The 17,107-nt window shown below is 71.3% G+C and carries 14 protein-coding genes and 1 pseudogene; 6 read left to right on the forward strand and 9 right to left on the reverse strand.

Going from position 1 to position 17,107, the window contains the following annotated elements:
• Positions 1 to 5 precede the first annotated feature (5 nt).
• Entirely contained in the window at positions 6 to 479 is a 474-nt protein-coding gene (locus ACIF83_RS06935; RefSeq protein ID WP_399724130.1) for a hemerythrin domain-containing protein, read from the reverse strand.
• Between the two features lie 18 nt (positions 480 to 497).
• Positions 498 to 1,751: a nitrate/nitrite transporter gene (locus tag ACIF83_RS06940; RefSeq protein WP_398137975.1), complete on the reverse strand. Its 1,254-nt coding sequence runs from the start codon at positions 1,749 to 1,751 to the stop codon at positions 498 to 500.
• 263 nt (positions 1,752 to 2,014) lie between these two features.
• Here ACIF83_RS06940 and ACIF83_RS06945 point away from each other — a divergent pair.
• A pseudogene (locus tag ACIF83_RS06945) lies at positions 2,015 to 2,203 on the forward strand (pyridoxamine 5'-phosphate oxidase family protein); the annotation flags it as partial.
• A gap of 31 nt (positions 2,204 to 2,234) precedes the next feature.
• Here ACIF83_RS06945 and ACIF83_RS06950 read toward each other — a convergent pair.
• From ACIF83_RS06950 to ACIF83_RS06960, 3 genes are read right to left on the reverse strand one after another with little or no spacing between them, the layout of a single operon-like run.
• Positions 2,235 to 3,245 (reverse strand): Acg family FMN-binding oxidoreductase, encoded by a 1,011-nt coding sequence (locus tag ACIF83_RS06950; RefSeq protein ID WP_399725168.1) that lies wholly within the window; start codon positions 3,243 to 3,245, stop codon positions 2,235 to 2,237.
• A 53-nt stretch (positions 3,246 to 3,298) separates the two neighbouring features.
• The gene (locus ACIF83_RS06955) at positions 3,299 to 3,430 is read right to left on the reverse strand and encodes a hypothetical protein (RefSeq protein ID WP_399724134.1); all 132 of its coding nucleotides are present in this window, start codon (positions 3,428 to 3,430) and stop codon (positions 3,299 to 3,301) included.
• Complete coding sequence (locus tag ACIF83_RS06960; protein WP_399724137.1) at positions 3,430 to 3,717, reverse strand: hypothetical protein; 288 nt, start codon at positions 3,715 to 3,717, stop codon at positions 3,430 to 3,432. Before ACIF83_RS06960 ends, ACIF83_RS06955 begins: the two co-directional genes overlap by 1 nt.
• 1,297 nt (positions 3,718 to 5,014) lie before the next feature.
• On the opposite strand from ACIF83_RS06960, the gene ACIF83_RS06965 reads away from it, so the two are divergent.
• Genes ACIF83_RS06965 through ACIF83_RS06985 form a run of 5 tightly spaced genes read left to right on the forward strand, consistent with a single transcriptional unit; the run spans position 5,015 to position 12,443 of the window.
• Positions 5,015 to 8,707 carry a nitrate reductase subunit alpha gene (locus ACIF83_RS06965; protein ID WP_399724140.1) on the forward strand — a complete coding sequence of 1,231 codons (3,693 nt, stop codon included), beginning with the start codon at positions 5,015 to 5,017 and terminating at the stop codon, positions 8,705 to 8,707.
• 1 nt (position 8,708) lies between these two features.
• Positions 8,709 to 10,277 (forward strand): nitrate reductase subunit beta, encoded by a 1,569-nt coding sequence (gene narH / locus ACIF83_RS06970; RefSeq protein WP_399724143.1) that lies wholly within the window; start codon positions 8,709 to 8,711, stop codon positions 10,275 to 10,277.
• Positions 10,274 to 11,065: a nitrate reductase molybdenum cofactor assembly chaperone gene (narJ, locus tag ACIF83_RS06975; protein WP_399724146.1), complete on the forward strand. Its 792-nt coding sequence runs from the start codon at positions 10,274 to 10,276 to the stop codon at positions 11,063 to 11,065. Before narH ends, narJ begins: the two co-directional genes overlap by 4 nt.
• Positions 11,062 to 11,841, forward strand: coding sequence for a respiratory nitrate reductase subunit gamma (gene narI / locus ACIF83_RS06980; RefSeq protein ID WP_399724149.1), 780 nt, complete (start codon positions 11,062 to 11,064; stop codon positions 11,839 to 11,841). Before narJ ends, narI begins: the two co-directional genes overlap by 4 nt.
• Positions 11,838 to 12,443: a vitamin K epoxide reductase family protein gene (locus ACIF83_RS06985; RefSeq protein ID WP_393471179.1), complete on the forward strand. Its 606-nt coding sequence runs from the start codon at positions 11,838 to 11,840 to the stop codon at positions 12,441 to 12,443. Before narI ends, ACIF83_RS06985 begins: the two co-directional genes overlap by 4 nt.
• Positions 12,444 to 12,699: 256 nt before the next feature.
• Here the strand turns inward: ACIF83_RS06985 and ACIF83_RS06990 are convergent, their stop codons facing one another.
• The 4 genes from ACIF83_RS06990 to ctaD all read right to left on the reverse strand — a co-directional run bounded on the left by ACIF83_RS06990 (position 12,700) and on the right by ctaD (position 17,036).
• Positions 12,700 to 13,176: a hypothetical protein gene (locus tag ACIF83_RS06990; protein ID WP_399724152.1), complete on the reverse strand. Its 477-nt coding sequence runs from the start codon at positions 13,174 to 13,176 to the stop codon at positions 12,700 to 12,702.
• Between the two features lie 208 nt (positions 13,177 to 13,384).
• Complete coding sequence (locus tag ACIF83_RS06995; protein WP_399724155.1) at positions 13,385 to 14,590, reverse strand: globin domain-containing protein; 1,206 nt, start codon at positions 14,588 to 14,590, stop codon at positions 13,385 to 13,387.
• 232 nt (positions 14,591 to 14,822) lie between these two features.
• Complete coding sequence (locus tag ACIF83_RS07000) at positions 14,823 to 15,353, reverse strand: hypothetical protein (protein ID WP_393471170.1); 531 nt, start codon at positions 15,351 to 15,353, stop codon at positions 14,823 to 14,825.
• A gap of 36 nt (positions 15,354 to 15,389) precedes the next feature.
• The gene (gene ctaD / locus ACIF83_RS07005; protein ID WP_393471340.1) at positions 15,390 to 17,036 is read right to left on the reverse strand and encodes a cytochrome c oxidase subunit I; all 1,647 of its coding nucleotides are present in this window, start codon (positions 17,034 to 17,036) and stop codon (positions 15,390 to 15,392) included.
• Positions 17,037 to 17,107: the final 71 nt, after the last annotated feature.

Raw genomic sequence — 17,107 nt, forward strand, 5'->3', positions numbered from 1 at the left:
GCAGGTCAGGTGGAGCGCTGCGGCACGCAGGTGCCGACTCGGGCGCGTACCGCCTCGATGACCTCCCACTGTCCGGTGCTCAGGAGTGCCAGTGCGGCGGGGAAGACGCCGTCCTGCTCCTTGAGGATGTGGTCGCGCAGCAGATCAAGTGCCTCGATCAGCCGTGCGGGCCAGTCCGGGTCGGTCAGGAACGGTCCGTCCGCCTCGGCCAGCACTGCCTCGACGCGGCGGTGCTCGTCCTCCAGCGCGGCAATCTTCTCGGGGAAGTCGGCGGCCAACGCCGGGAACACGCCGTGCTCCTCCACCTGGGTGTGGGGCGCCAGTACAGCGGTGATCTCCCGGGCCAGCTCCGCCATGTACGCGATCTTGCCGTCGCGGTGGGCGTCGCGCACTCGGCTGATGAGGGTCACCACCGTCTCGTGCTCCATGGTCAGCTGGTCGATGGTCTCCAGCGCCTGGCAGCCGCAGTACTCGCACATCGAGTGCTCTCCTCCTGATCAGTGAGCCTGGACGGTGGGGACGCGCCGGGTGAGCGCGTGGCGCACGCCGGTCCCGGTGAACACCAGGGCCGTGGCGGCCACCGCCGCGAGCAGGACCAGGCCGAGGGCGTAGGAGCCGTAGGCGCCGTACAGCGAGCCCATCACCAGCGGCGGCAGGAATCCTCCGAGGCCGCCCGCCGCGCCGACGACGCCCGTCACGGAGCCGACCTTGTCCGCCGGGGCCAGCAGCACGACCAAGGCGAAGACGGCGCCGCTGCCCGCGCCGAGCGCGGCGGCCATCGCCAGGAACGCGATCGTGCCCATCGGCGCCAGATCCGGCGTGAACGCCTGGCCGAAAGCCCCGGCGAAGACCACGGTCAGGGCTGCGGCCAGTACCCGCACCGGACCGATCCTGTCCGAGAGCCAGCCGCCGACCGGCCGCATCGCGACGGCCAACAGCACGAAGCCGGCCATCCGGTTCGCGGCATCCGTCGCGGTCAGGCCGTATCCGGTCTTCAGGTAGGTCGGCAGGTAGACGGAGAAGGCGACGTAGCCGCCGAAGGCCACCGCGTAGAGGGCGGACGCCTGCCAGGTGATGCCGAGCTTCAGGGTCGCGGCCAGCCGGCGGGCCAGCGGTTCGGTGGGCACGCTTCGGCCGGGCGCGTCCCGCAGGACGAGGGCGGCCACCATGGCATAGATCGCGAGTACCGCAGCGGTGAGCAGGAACGGGTCGGCCATGCCGTGCGCCTTCACCAGCCTGACGGTGGTCAGGGCGCTGATCGCGGTGCCGCCCATACCGGCCCCGAAGACGCCGATGGCAAGGCCGCGTCGCTCCGGCGGGAACCAGGCATTGACGAAGGGCACTCCGACCGCGAAAGCGGTGCCGCCGATACCGAGGAAGAACCCGCCCACCAGCAGCGCCGCGAGCGAGGAGTGCCCGGCAAGACCGAGGTAGAGCACCGGCACGGTGGTGGCCGCCGAGACCAGCGGGAACATGACGCGCCCGCCGAACCGGTCGGTCAGCGCGCCCACCGGGACACGGCCCAGCGAGCCGACGACCACGGGGACCGCCACCAGCAGCGACTGCTGGAACGGCGACAGCCCCAGGTTGTCCTTGAACCGCGGGCCGAGCGGACTGAGCAGCGCCCAGGCCCAGAAGTTGACGGCGAAGCCCACCGTGGCCAGCGCCAGCATCAGCCAGGCCTGGCCGGACACGGGCGCAGCCGGTGCCGGCGACGGTGTCTCGTTGTGCTTCCTCGACGGCTGCGGCATGCTGCCCGTCCCTTCGTTCGCAGTGGTGCGGCCCCGGGTCGGAGCCGGGAGCGCAGGACCTCCGGCCGCGTGGTGCGGCTCGCGGCCCAGCGCCACTATTCGCGTCGGAGACTGTCCACGGGGTGGGCCGTACGTCCTCATCCCCGGGCCCGGCAGTCCCCGGTTCCCCGCCCGCCCGACCACGGGCCCTCGTACGAGGCTGCCGCCATGCCCCGGCTGTGACAGCGGACGACGGGACAAGGGCCGTACGGCCCTGACGTGCGAAGGCGCCGGTCGGTCATGTCGTCTACACCCGGCAGGCGCTGCCCGCCGTGCTCCCGGTCAATTTCTCCGTGGACCACGACTCTTCCGTACTCCTGCGCACCTCGGCGAGCTCGGACCTCGTCCGCGCCATCGACGGCGTCGTGGTGGCCTTCGAGACCGACGACTTCGACGCCGCAACCGGCGGAGGCCGTGAGTTCCCGGAAGTCGGCCCTGTAGGCGTCATGGACGCGTTGCGTCGGGTTCGCCCAAGAGCCCTGCCAGTGCCTGCCCGCGGGCGCGGGGTGTGCGGCCGCCGTCCGGGCCGTAGCCGAAGCGGATCAGCACCTGCGGGTGGCACCGCTTGCGGAAGGGGCCGGTGGCCTGGCGCAGGTCCGGCCATTCCATCGCCTGGTGAAGGAGCGAGGTGCGCACCCCGTGCACCGTTGCCGTCAGCAGCACGTGTTGCAGGGCCTGGCCCGCGCGCAACCAGTCCTGCGGCCGGTCGAGGGAGGTCCACAACAGTGCGACCTGGGCGTGGCGTTCGAAGCGGAGGGCAGGCAGACGCGGCACCGGCAGCGGGCCGGTGAAGTCCCGCATCGGCATCCGCCCGCCCGCGTCCGACGGGCCGAGGGCGGTGAGGGGAATGCCGTAAGGGGCGCCCGTCCCCGGGACGGTGATCCAGTTACGGGTCTCCGCGGTCCGCGCCGCGCTGGCATGGTTGCGGGCCTCGGCCACGGCGGTCAGACGCAGGAGCCGTCGGGTGCCGACGATATCCGGCAGATGGAGTCGCGCGCCCTGGGTGTGCGCAGCCGCGGTCATTTCCACCACGACCGGGTCGGGTACCGGACGCCCGGTGAACGGCATCCGGCTGGTGTGCCGCCGGGCTATGGCCTCGTACAGATCGCTGTCCCGCCCGTGGTGGGCGTGCGGACCCGTCGGGTCGGCGAGCAACAGGGTGGCGAGCAGCTCGGGCTCGCCCGGATCGGGCAGCAGCCACACCTCGGGGCGCCGGCCCAGATGCTCGGCGGCAAGTCGGAGGTTGAACACGGCCGCGCCCACGGACAGATACTGCGCGCGGCTGTCCGGGTCGGCCAGCGGCAGCATCCGCTCCGGCACGGCGCGGATCTCCAGGCTCTGGTCGTGCGGGTCGACGCGGAAGCGCCAGGGTTGGGTGTTGTGGATGGACGGGGCCGCCACCGCTGCCGCGAGCAGCGTTTCCAGGCTTGCCGCATCGAGGTGAGGGGTACGCACCATGCTTCCTCTCTTGTCCGAGACCGCCGACGCCCGCAGCGCACCGTCGGCGGTCATGTGACGGGCAGGGCGGTGGCGAGCAGGACGACGTCCGGCGAGCCGACGAGCGACCCGAGGGCCAGGGCTCGGGCCGGTTCGGCGCGGCCCTTGGCGTGCGCGATGCCGTGGCCGGCCGCGGCGAGCATCACCAGCACGAACAGCCCGAGTACGGTGGCCAGGGTGCGCCGTGGCCGGGCTCGGCGAGCGAGGCCCAGGTGACGCCCTCGTGCCGGGCCATGACCCGGCCGGTGCCCAGCTGAACCGGGAGGATCACCGTGCCGGTCAGCGGTCCGAACCGGCGGCCCGCCGCGGCCGCGAAGCGGTCCCTGGCCTCGGCGGACAGCATGCGCCGAGCGAGTCGCAGCACCACCGGGGTCAGGGCCGGCTGTCCGCCGACCCGCAGGACGGCGCCGGTGACCTGGACGAACCGCACCAGGGACCACGGCCGACGGTGCCCACTGCCCGCTCACCGTTCCTGCCGCTGTGCGTATGGCGGGGTGAACCGGCGGGCCGGGGGAACGCACCGTGGCGGCGGCGTCGGTCGACGGCGCGGCCATGAACGGCTTGACCGGCAGGTGCTGACGCTGTCGAGGGATCGCTCGGGTGCCGCTCACCGGGTCCTCCATGCCGGATTCGTCCGCATCGTGCGTCCGGCCGCCCGGGAGTCAGGGCAGACACGGCGGGCGGCCGGTGACCGATCCGGCACGTGCACGGCGCCCGTCGCGGGGGACGACGGTGGAGACACCCGCGTGGGCGTTCGGTCCGGTCGTACACGGGACACCTCCGGATCGGTCGGAAGTCAGCATCCGGCATCCGACGGCCTCGGCGCCGGGGCCGATGAGCCCGTCGACAGGGGCCGAGGGTCCCTGGTTCCGGCGAGCAGGGCAGGGCCGTGCGGGCCGGCGGAACGTGGAAGCGTTCGAGTTGGCGGGACGTGCGCCGCGGTTCCGGGCGGCGTCACCGATCACACGCCCGGCCAACTCGCCTGCCAGGCGCACATGATGCCTCTCTGCGGCTTCGAGCGCCTGGGCGTCCCAGGGGGCCGGGGCAAGGGTGAGAGCACTCGTGAAGGTGTCTCCAGCGATTCACGGCCGGACCGGTCGGCCGGTCCGGCAGAGGCGGCTCGTCCGCCACGTCCCCGAAGTGACCGACGCACCAGGCGGCCAGGCACAGAGACGCACGCCGGGACGGGGGCGTGGCGGACGGCTGTCCGGCCGTGGCCCTGGCAGAGACGGCGGGCCGGACGGTGACCGGACCGGGAGCGAGCCGCGCCTGCCCCGGCCTGTACACGAGGAGACGTGGCCGCGGGCAGCGGGACCCGATGGTCCGTGGCCGCTCCTGGCCGGTCACAGGTCAGCATCACCGTGCTGCAGCCGTCGACACCTGGGCCGAGCGGTCCTCCGATCACAGCCCACCGGCCCTTGATCACGGCTCCGGACAGGGCCGAACGGCCCCCCGAGGGGGGCAACTACAGCCCAGGTGCATGCCGTTCACCCGCCCCTGGCGTCCGGTGCCTCCACCGCACAGGGTCCGACCACTACTCGGCTCCGTCCGGCGCGCTCGTGATCGAGATACCGCCGCACCGAGGGCTACGGACGTTCCTAGCGAGCCCGGTATCTCCCTCAGGACCTGAGTCTCCACGGCGCAGCGGAGGTTGGGCCGGACGGGGGCCAGGACAGGGCCGTTCGGCCCCGGGACCGGGACAGCGCCGGCGCCTAGCGTTCGTGACCATGGAGAACGACAGGACAGCGCGCTCATCGCAGCGGCGTGGGGAGGGCTGGCCGCTGGCCGCCCGCAGGCTGCTGACCCGCCGCGAGGTCTCGGCCGACGGACGCGCCGTCTTCGGTGCGGGCGACCCGAAGTGGGAGGGCTTCTACCGGGACCGCTGGGCGCACGACAAGGTGGTGCGTTCCACACACGGCGTCAACTGCACGGGCTCCTGCTCGTGGATGGTGTACGTCAAGGACGGCATCATCACCTGGGAGCACCAGGCCACCGACTACCCGTCGATCGGCACCGACTGTCCCGAGTACGAGCCCCGCGGCTGCCCGCGCGGGGCGTCGTTCTCCTGGTACACCTACTCCCCCGGCCGCGTCCGTTACCCGTATGTGCGCGGCGCGCTGCTGAAGCTGTGGCGCGAGGCCCGGCGGCGGCTCGGGGACCCGGTGGCCGCATGGGCGGAGATCACCGGCGATCCGGCGAAGGCGCGCGCCTACAAGCGGGCCCGCGGCAAGGGCGGACTGGTGCGCGCCGAGTGGGACGAGGTCGCCGAACTGGTCGCCGCCGCCCACGTCCACACCATCAAGAGGTACGGCCCCGACCGCGTGGCCGGCTTCTCCCCCATCCCCGCGATGTCGATGGCCTCCTTCGCGGCCGGCGCCCGCTTCATGTCACTGATCGGCGGCACCCTGCTGTCCTTCTACGACTGGTACGCCGATCTGCCCGTCGCCTCCCCGCAGGTCTTCGGCGACCAGACAGACGTACCGGAGGCCGCGGACTGGTGGAACGCGGGCTACCTGATCATGTGGGGCTCCAACATCCCCGTCACCCGTACTCCCGACGCGCACTTCCTGACCGAGACCCGCTACAACGGCACCAAGGTCGTCGCGGTCAGCCCCGACTACGCCGACAACGTCAAGCACGCCGACGAGTGGCTGTCCCCGCACCCCGGCACGGACGGGGCCCTGGCGATGGCCATGGGGCACGTCGTCCTGCGCGAGTTCCTCGTCGACCGGGAGGTGCCCTACTTCCAGGACTACCTGCGCAAGTTCACCGACGCACCGTTCCTGGTGACCCTGCGCGAGCACGAACACGGTCTCGTCCCGGACGGTTTTCTGACCGCCGCCGGTCTCGGCCTCAGCACGGAACACGCCGAGTCCAAGACCGTGCTCCTCGACTCGGCCACCGGTGAACCCGTCGTGCCGAACGGCTCGCTCGGTTTCCGCTGGGGAGAAGCCGAGCCAGGCCGCTGGAACCTCGACCTGGGCGACACCGTGCCCGAGTTGAGCCTGTTCGACAGCGCGGAGGACACGGCGGCCGTGGCCTTGCCCCGCTTCGACCAGGGCGGCACGGAGGGCGGCTCGGTCATGGTGCGCGGGGTGCCCGTGCGGCGGATCGGCGGGCGCCTGGTGACGACGGTCTTCGATCTGATGCTGGCGCAGTACGGGGTGCGACGGCCGGGACTTCCGGGCCGTTGGCCGTCGTCCTACGACGACGCGTCCGAGCCCTACACCCCCGCCTGGCAGGAGACGGTGACGTCCGTCCCGGCCGAGCAGGCGGCCCGGATCGCCCGGGAGTTCGCCCGCAACGCGGAGCGGACGCAGGGGCGTTCGATGATTGCCCTCGGTGCCGGCACCAACCACTGGTTCCACTCCGACACCATCTACCGCGCCTTCCTGGCCCTGGTCACCATGACCGGCTGCCAGGGCGTCAACGGCGGCGGCTGGGCCCACTACGTCGGCCAGGAGAAGGTCCGCCCGCTCACCGGGCTGCAGCACCTGGCCTTCGCCTTCGACTGGCAGCGCCCCACGCGGCACATGGCAGGCACGTCGTACTGGTATCTGAACTCGGACCAGTGGCGGTACGAGGCGTTCGGTCCCGACGAGCTGGCCTCCCCGCTCGGGGAAGGCCGGTTCGAGGGCAAGGGGTTCGCCGACTGCCTGGCGCAGGCGGTGCGCCTGGGCTGGACACCCGGTCACCCCGGCTTCAACCGCAACCCCCTCGATCTGACGGACGAGGCGGCACGGGCCGGCCGGCCGGTCGCCGAGCACATCGTCGACGAGCTGCGCTCCGGCAGGCTGCGGTTCGCCGTCGAGGATCCCGACGACCCGGCCAACTTCCCCCGTGTGCTGACCGTGTGGCGGGCTAACCTGCTGGGCTCGTCGGGCAAGGGCAACGAGTACTTCCTGCGCCATCTGCTCGGCGCGGACGCGGCCGTGCGCTCCACGGAGACCCCGCCCGAGGGGCGCCCGAAGGAGGTGGTGTGGCGGGAGGAGGCGCCCGAGGGCAAGCTCGACCTGCTGGTCTGCATGGACTTCCGCATGACGTCCACCGGGCTGATGGCCGATGTGGTCCTGCCGGCCGCGACCTGGTACGAGAAGGACGACCTGTCCAGCACGGACATGCACCCCTTCGTGCACGCCTTCACCCCGGCCATCGCCCCGCCCTGGCAGGCCCGCACCGACTACGACACGTTCCTGACCATCGCCGACAGGTTCAGCGAGCTGGCCGCCGAGCACCTCGGCACCCGTACCGACGTCCTCGCGGTGCCGCTCACGCACGACACTCCCGACGAACTCGCCCAGCCGGGCGGGATGGTACGGGACTGGAAGACCGGCGAGTGCGAGCCGGTCCCCGGCCGGACCATGCCCAGGCTCGTCGTCGTCGAACGGGACTACGCCGCGACAGCGCAGAAGATGCGCGCCGTCGGCCCGCTGCTCGACACCCTGGGCACCACCACCAAGGGCATCACCGTCCACCCGAACCAGGAACTGGACGAGCTGCGGCGCCGCTGCGGGACCGTCCGGGACGGGGCCGCCGCCGGGCGACCCTCCCTGGCCACCGCCTCCGACATGTGCGAGGCGATCCTCGCCCTGTCCGGCACCACCAACGGCCGTCTGGCCACCGAGGGCTTTCGCGAGATGGAGCGGCAGACCGGCAGCGCGGGCCTGGTGGAACTGGCCTCCGAACGCGAGGCCGAGCGGATCACCTTCGCGGACACCCGCACCCAGCCGCGCGCCGTGATGACGTCCTACGAGTGGTCGGGCTCGGAGACCGGCGGCCGGCGCTACTCGCCCTTCGTCATCAACACCGAGCACAAGAAGCCCTGGCACACCCTCACCGGCCGCCAGCACTTCTTCGTCCAGCACGACTGGATGACCGAACTGGGCGAACAACTACCCGTGTACCGGCCCCCGTTGAACACCCCCCGACACTACGGCGACGAGCAACTCCACGACGGACGCGCCGAGGTGACGGTCCGCTATCTCACCCCGCACTCGAAGTGGTCCATCCACTCGAACTACCAGGACAACAAGCACATGCTCGCCCTGTCCCGCGGTGGTCCGGTGATCTGGATGTCCACCGCCGACGCCGAGAAGATCGGCGTCAAGGACAACGAGTGGATCGAGGCGTACAACCGCAACGGCGTCGTGGCCGCACGGGCCGTGGTCTCCCACCGCATGCCGGAGGGGACGGTCTACATGTACCACGCCCAGGACCGCACGGTGAACGTGCCGAAGACCGAGGTCAGCGGCAGGCGTGGCGGCATCCACAACTCCCTGACGCGGCTGCTGCTCAAGCCCACCCATCTCGCGGGCGGCTATGCGCAGTTCACGTACGCCTTCAACTACTACGGTCCGACCGGCAACCAGCGCGACGAGGTCACCGTCATCCGCCGTCGCAGCCAGCGAGTGGAGTACTGACATGACCCGTGGCGAAGCCACCATCGGACGCGTCATGGCCCAAGTGGCAATGGTGATGAACCTCGACAAGTGCATCGGGTGTCACACCTGTTCGGTCACCTGCAAGCAGACGTGGACCAACCGGACCGGCGTCGAGTACGCCTGGTTCAACAACGTCGAGACCAAGCCCGGTGTCGGCTATCCGCGCCGTTACGAGGACCAGGAGAAGTGGAAGGGCGGCTGGATGCTGGACAGGCGCGGGCGTCTCGTCCTGCGCTCCGGTGGCAGGGTCAAGCGCCTGCTGTCCCTCTTCTCCAACCCCGACCTGCCGGGCATCGAGGACTACTACGAGCCGGTCACCTACGACTACGACAACCTGGTCGGCGCCCCGGCCGGCCAGGACGTCCCGGTCGCCCGTCCCCGTTCGGTGCTCACCGGCAGGCCCACGGCGATCACCTGGGGCGCCAACTGGGAGGACGGCCTCGGCGGCGCGCCCGAGCACGCGGGTGGCGACCCCAACCTGACCGGGGCGTGGGCCGAGAAGGTGAGGTTCGAGTTCGAGCAGACCTTCCTCTTCCACCTGCCCCGCCTGTGCGAGCACTGCCTCAACCCGGCCTGCGTCTCCGCCTGCCCGTCCGGCGCCCTGTACAAGCGGGTCGAGGACGGCATCGTCCTGGTCGACCAGAATCGCTGCCGGGGCTGGCGCATGTGCGTGACGGCCTGCCCGTACAAGAAGGTGTACGTCAACCACGCCACCGGCAAGGCCGAGAAGTGCACCTTCTGCTTCCCGCGCATCGAGGCCGGCCAGCCCACGGTCTGCTCCGAGACCTGCGTCGGCCGCCTGCGCTACCTGGGCCTGCTGCTGTACGACGCCGACCGCGTCGGCGAGGCGGCGGCCACCCCGGACGAGACGGACCTGCTGGACGCGCAGAGGGGCGTCTTCCTCGACCCGGCCGACCCCGAAGTGATTGCGGCGGCACGGGAGTCCGGGATTCCGGAGGACTGGCTGGATGCGGCCCGGCACTCCCCGGTGTACGACCTGGTGATGCGCTACAAGGTGGCGCTGCCGCTGCACCCGGAGTACCGGACGATGCCCATGGTCTGGTACGTCCCGCCGCTCTCCCCCGTCCTCGACGCCGTCGACGCGGCGGGCGGCGACCAGGACGACCCGGACCACGTCTTCGCCGCCGTCACCCGGCTGCGCATCCCGCTGGAGTACCTGGCGGAGCTGTTCACCGCCGGGGACACCGACATGGTCGCCGGTGTGCTGATGAAGCTCACCGCGCTGCGCTCGTACATGCGGGAACGCGTCCTCGGCGAGGCCGGCGACGAGACCGCGCTGGAGGCCGTCGGGCTCTCCGCCCGGGAGGCGGAGGACCTGCACCGGCTGCTCGCGGTCGCCAAGTACGAGGATCGGTACGTCGTCCCCGCCGCCCACAAGGAGGACGCCGCCGCGCTGACCGCGACGGAGAACCGCTGTCCGGTCGAGACGTCCGGCGAACCGGCGGACGCCGGTGGCCGGCGCGTGCTGCTCGGCATCCCCACCCTGCGCCGCCGTACTCCCGAAGCTCCCGCCGGAGGCCGTCCGTGAGCCCGCTGCCCGCAACGATCCCCGCCATCGTCCGGACCCGGCTGCGCGCGGCCGTGCGCCGCCCGGTCCGCCTCACCGCGGAGGAGGCCGAGGCACGCGCCCTGCTGCTGCGGCTGTGCTCGCTGCTGCTGCAGTACCCGGACAGCGAACTCGTCGCCGCCCGACCGGTGTTGAAGGACGATGTCGCCGCGCTGCCGGCCTCTCCTGCAGCCGGGCACCTGGCCGCCTTCACCACGTGGATGGCCGGCCAGGAGCCCGACGGGCTGGAGCGGCACTACGTCGAGATGTTCGACCTGCGCCGCAGGAGCAGTCTCCACCTCACCTACTACCTGCACGGTGACACCCGTCGGCGGGGCATGGCCCTGCTCACCCTGAACCAGCGGTACCGGGCCATGGGCTGGGACATCGAGGGGGGTGAACTGCCGGACCATCTGCCGGTCGTCCTGGAGTTCGCGGCCCTGGCGGGTCCCCGGGGCGGCGAGGCACCCCTGCGCCAGCACCGGCGGGGACTGGAGTTGCTCCACCGCGCCCTGGTCGACGCCGACTCCCCCTACCGGCACGTCCTGGCCGCCCTGCTCACGCTGCTGCCGCCGCCCACCGAGGCGGACCGTGCAGCGGTGGCCCAACTCGTCGCCGAGGGACCGCCGAGCGAGGAGGTCGGCCTCGACCCCTACGGGGCCTACGGCGACGGGGAGTTCGCCCCGCCCGGCGCCTTCGTGCCGCCGACGCCCGCCCCGCCGACCCTGCTACCGCCCGCCCCGACCAGCCGCTTGGAAGGCCGCCGATGAACGCCCCGCTCTCCCTCTCGGCCGCCGCCTCGGCGGGCGGCGCCGATCTGCTCCTGTGGGTCGCATTCCCCTACATCTGTCTCGCCGTGTTCGTCGTCGGGCACGTCTGGCGCTACCGTCAGGATCAGTTCGGCTGGACCTCCCACACCACCCAGCTCCTCGAACACCGTTGGCTGCGCTGGGGCAGCCCCCTGTTCCACCTCGGCGCGTTCTCGGTGATCGCCGGACACGTGGTGGGCCTGGCCGTCCCGGCGTCCTGGACCGAGGCAGCGGGCATCGGTGAGCGCGCCTACCACACCACGGCCGTCGCGCTGGGCTCCGTCGCCGGGGTCGCCATGGTCACCGGCCTGGGCATGCTGTGCGCCCGCCGGCTGCTCGCCCGCCGGATCCGTCTCACCACCGACCGCAGCGACAAGGTACTGTTCCCGCTCCTGTCGGGCACGGTCCTGCTGGGCTTCGGCGCCACCGCCGTACACAACGTGTTCGGCGGAGGCTACGACTACCGGTCCACCGTCTCCGTCTGGTTCCGCGGCATCTTCGCCCTCCACCCTCGTCCGGAGGCGATCGCCGGAGCGCCGCTGCTCTTTCAGCTGCACGCCCTGAGTGCCTGCCTGCTCTTCGCCGCCTGGCCCTTCACCCGCCTCGTCCACGTCTGGAGCGCCCCGATCGGCTACCTCGCCCGGCCCTACCTGGTCTACCGGCGACGCACGCCCACACCGGCACCGGCGATGCGCGGCGTGCAGTCCCCCGAGCCGCGTACCCGGCGTGCCGCATGAGGCCGCCCCGCCCGGCGCGGCCGGGCCGGCGCATCGGCTGGCTGCTGACCCTGACCGGGCTCATCGGCTGGCTCGCGTCCTTCGAGCTCAGCGTGGACGACTGGCGACTGCTGAAGAACCCGGCGTACCAGCCGCCGTGCAACATCAGCCCGATCATCAGCTGCGGCAACGTCATGGCCAGTCCCGAGGGCAGCGTCTTCGGCTTCCCCAACATGCTGCTCGGCCTCGGCGCCTTCGCCGCCGTCGCGGTCCTCGGCCTGGCCGTGCTCACCGGGGCGCGCCTGCACCGGGCGCTGTGGCTCACGCTGAATGCCGGCGCGGTCGCCGGTGTCCTGTTCGTGCACTGGCTGATCTATCAGTCCCTCTTCGGGCTGGGCCGTATCTGCCCGTACTGCGCCGTGGTCTGGGCGGTCACCATCGCCCTGTTCTGGTACACCACGCTGCGCAACGTCAGGCACGGTCTCCTCCCCGTACCGGCATCCGGCCGGAGCTGTGTCGCCCTGGTACTGGAGACACACTGGATGCTCCTGGCCGCCTGGTACGGCGTGATCGCCGTCCTCGTCCTGACCCGGTTCTGGCCGTACTGGAGCAGCTTGCCGTGACCGGGCCAGGTGGAGAGCGAGGCTCACCCCATGGCGACGACAGACCGCGACCAGCCGCTCCCCAAGGGCATGCCGACACCCGGCGAAGGTCTCCGCTCCTCCCGCATGCCCGGCCACTGGCTCCTCGCCGGCCTGGGCAAGCGCGTCCTGCGCCCCGGCGGTCCGGAAACGACCCGCTCGATGCTCGACGTACTCGCGATCGGTCCCGACGACCACGTGGTGGAGCTCGCGGCAGGCCCGGGCGCGACCGCCCGGCTCACGGACCGGCCGAGGTCCACGCGGTGCGGGCGGGTGCGGCGGACACCGGCCTGCCGAGCGGAAGCGCCGGTGCCGTCCACAGCGAAGCAATGCCCACCCCGAACCCGCCGAGCGGCGCGTCGTACGAGAGGCACGCCGCCTCCTTGCCGACTCGTCCGGTCGCTACGCCCTCCACGAGATGTGTCTCCTGCCCGACGCCATCGATCCGACCCTCGCCCGGCAGATCACCGCCGACCTGCGCGCAGCCGTCCATGTCGGCGCACGCCCGCTCACCCCGACCGCCTGGAACGACCTGCTCGCCGCCGAGGGCTTCACCGTCACTGCCCGCAGCGCGGCATCGATGGCACTGCTCCAACCGCACCGTGCCATCGCCGACGAAGGATTGATCCGCGCTCCGGGCATCGCCGGCCGCGCCCTGCGGCACCTGCCGGCCCGACGGCGTGTGCTGCACATGCACAGCGACCTCCACCGTCACCGGGACCACCTGGGTGCGATCAGCCTGGTCGCCGTCCCAGGTCCTCCGGGGCCGCCTCGACCTCGTGCTCGGCGAGGACAAGGCCGAGGCGACCCCGGCACCTGGATTCACCTGGCCGCCCGGCTGCCGCAGACCGTCCGCGCCACCGAACCCACCATCATGCTGCTGACCATGCTGCCCGCCGCGTCCAGCAGCATCGAGGGGCGACTCAGTCTTCGGCGTGAGCCAGCCACAGGTCCGGGCCGAAGACCTCGTAGCGGATACTGCGGGCGGGAATGCCGGCCTGGAGCAGCTGGGCGCGCACGGCACGCATGAAGGGCAGCGAGCCGCACAGGTAGACGTCGGCGTCGGCGGGCAGCCCCAGGTCGTCGAGGTCCATCAGGCCCGTGCGGGACCCCGGTTCCTCGGCTGCATCCTCTTCGTACCAGAACTCGGCCCTGGCATCGGGCAGTTGCTCCACCAGGCATCGTGTTTCTGCCCGCAGGGCGTGGTCGGCCGGCGTGCGGTCGGCGTGCAGGACCCGGACCGGCCGGGACGAACCGGTGGCAACGAGGTGTTCGAGCATGCCGGTCATGGGGGTGCAGCCGATGCCGGCGGAAACCAGTACGAGCGGGGTGTCGGCGTCGTCGAGGACCACGTCTCCGAACGGGGCCGACAGGGTCAGCTCGTCGCCGGCCCGTACCGTGCGGTGCAGCTGGTTGGAGACCTCGCCCTCGGGGACGTCGGCGACGCCCGCCACCCGCTTGACGGTGATGCGCCGCAGGCGGTCGCCGGGTGCGTTGGAGAGGCTGTACTGGCGGGTCTGGTGGATGCCGTCGGGCATGAGCACACGGACGCTGACGTACTGGCCCGCGCAGGCCCGGGGCAGGGGGCCGTCGTCGGCCGGGCGCAGCAGGAAGGAGACCACGTCCGGGGTCTCCTCCCGCCGCTCCACGACGGTCCACCGCCGCCAGGGCTTGCGCGGGTCGACCTCCGCCTCTTGGTAGAGGCGGGCCTCCTGGGCTATGAGGGCGCCGGCCATCAGCCAGTACACCTCGTCCCAGGCGGCTGCGACCTCCGGGGTGACCGCTTCGCCCAGCACGTCGCCGATGGCGCGGAACAGGTACTTGTGGACGATCGTGTACTGGTCCTCGGTGACGCCGAGCGCGGCGTGCTTGTGGGCGATCCGGGCCAGGAGGGCGTCCGGCCGGGCGTCGGGATCGGCCAGCAGGGCCCGGGCGAAGCCCGCGATGGACCCGGCCAGTGCCCGGCGCTGCTCACCGCTGGCCTGGTTGCCGCGGTTGAACAAGCCGTCGAGCAGGTGGGGTTGCTCGGCGAACATGGTGCCGTAGAAACGTGTGGTGATCTCGTCCAGGGCGCCGCCGACGGCGGGCAGGGTGGCGCGAACGACAGCGGCCGACTCGGGCGAAAGCATGGAGCTCCTCCGGAATGCAGGCAGGGAGAGGGACGGCGTTCACCGTCACAGCCGGGATCCGTCGTACGGGTCCGACCGGCACATCGATCATCCGGTGACGCCGCCACCCGGAACAGGGCCGAACCGCCCTGAGGCCAGGGCCCGTCGGTCCGGTCACCGTGCAGGACACGATGCCGTCACAGGCATATGGACCGGCGCGCCCGACGGCGGAACTGCGGCCGTCGGCGTGGTGTCACCGCCGGCGACCGCTCCCGTCGACGCGAGGACGGCGAAGCACCCGCCCGGACACTGCCGCGACACCGAGAGACAGCGCGACGATCGTGGTCGGCACGGCGACGACCGCCCATCCGGCCATCCCGTGCTCGGGTCTTACGACCACCATGGCTGCCGCCGCGACCGCGGCGGCAGCCGGCCCGAAGCCGACGAGCACGGCGACGGCGGCCGTTCGGACAGGTTCGGTGTCGGGCGGTTGCGGATCCTCGCGCAACTCCGCCCACTGGCACGCGGCCTCGCGCGACTCGCGGCGGCGCCGCATCGACGCCCGAACCCGAAGGCCCAGCGTGACAGCAGCGCCGGTCACGGCCGCAGCGGAAGGTATCCACCATGCCTCCGAGACGAACAGCAGCGCAGCGACAACACCGACCGTGGTCCAGCCGCTGAGGCAGGCCGCGGCCGCCCTGCGACGGGACACCGGCCGGTCGGCTCCCGCCCGCAGGTCGGCAAACGCCGGCAGATACCAGACGCAGCCTGCTGCGGCCACCATGGCGGCCCCCAGAGCGAGTACGGCTCGGGCCATGATCTACTTCGCCGCCTCGAGCGCGGCGACCTCCGGGTGGTGCAGGTCGAACGCCGGAGACTCGCTGCGGATGGGAGGGAGGGAAACGAAGTTGTGGCGGGGCGGCGGGCAGGAGGTCGCCCATTCCAGCGAACGGCCGTAACCCCACGGGTCGTCGGCCTCCACCGGCTCACCGTACTTCGCCGTCTTCCAGACGTTGTAGAAGAACGGCAGGATCGACAGGCCGAGCAGGAACGATCCGATCGTCGAGACGGTGTTGAGAGCCGTGAAGCCGTCGGCGGCCAGGTAGTCGGCGTACCGGCGGGGCATGCCCTCGGCGCCCAGCCAGTGCTGCACCAGGAACGTGGTGTGGAAGCCGACCGTGAGTGTCCAGAACGTGATCTTCCCGAGGCGTTCGTCGAGCATCTTGCCGGTGAACTTGGGCCACCAGAAGTGGAATCCGGCGAACATCGCGTACACGACGGTGCCGAAGACCGTGTAGTGGAAGTGCGCCACGACGAAGTACGAGTCGGAGAGATGGAAGTCCATCGGCGGGGAGGCCAGGATCACTCCGGTCAGGCCGCCGAAGAGGAACGTGATCAGGAAGCCGGTGGTCCACAGCATCGGAGTCTCGAACGACAGCGAGCCCTTCCACATCGTGCCGATCCAGTTGAAGAACTTCACCCCGGTCGGCACTGCGATCAAGAACGTCATGAAGGAGAAGAAGGGCAGCAGCACGCCGCCGGTGACGTACATGTGGTGCGCCCAGACCGTCACCGACAGACCCGCGATGGAGATCGTCGCCGCGATCAGTCCCATGTATCCGAACATCGGCTTGCGGGCGAAGACCGGGACGACCTCGGAGACGATGCCGAAGAACGGCAGTGCCAGGATGTAGACCTCGGGATGGCCGAAGAACCAGAACAGGTGCTGCCACAACAGCGCCCCGCCGTTGGCCGCGTCGAAGACGTGGGAACCGAACTTGCGGTCCATCTCCAACGCGAACAGCGCAGCCGCCAGGACCGGGAACACGATCAGGACCAGCAGGGCGGTCAGCAGCACGTTCCAGGTGAAGATCGGCATCCGGAACATGGTCATGCCCGGCGCGCGCATGCAGGTGATCGTGGTGATGAAATTGACCGCTCCGAGGATCGAGCCGAAGCCCGACAGCGCCACGCCCATGATCCACAGATCGGCGCCGAGTCCCGGCGAGTGGACGGCGTCCGAGAGCGGAGCGTAGAGGAACCAGCCGAAGTCGGCGGCACCTCCAGGAGTCAGGAAGCCGAAGGCCGCGGTCGTCGAGCCGAACAGGAAGAGCCAGTAGGCGAGCATGTTCAGCCGTGGGAAGGCGACATCCGGGGCGCCGATCTGGAGCGGCATGATCCAGTTGGCGAACCCGGTGAACAGCGGCATCGCGAACATCAGCAGCATGATCGAGCCGTGCATGGTGAATGCCTGGTTGAACTGCTCGCTCGACATGATCTGCAGGCCGGGCCTGGCCAGCTCCGCGCGCATCAGCAGCGCCATCACGCCGCCCACGATGAAGAAGGCGAACGCAGTGACCAGGTACATCGTCCCGATCCTCTTGTGGTCGGTGGTCGTCAACCACTCCGCCCACGAGGGCCGTCCGGCCGAGGCCTGCTCCGCTCGCCCGGCGGTCCCTGCGGCTATGGAGACCACCGACGTGTCTCTCGGCCGCACGGCCTTCACCTGCTGTTCCTGCGTCTCGTCCACCGGACGGT

The organism is Streptomyces sp. NPDC085866, from assembly GCF_044541035.1.
In the GTDB taxonomy this organism is placed as follows: Bacteria; Actinomycetota; Actinomycetes; order Streptomycetales; family Streptomycetaceae; genus Streptomyces.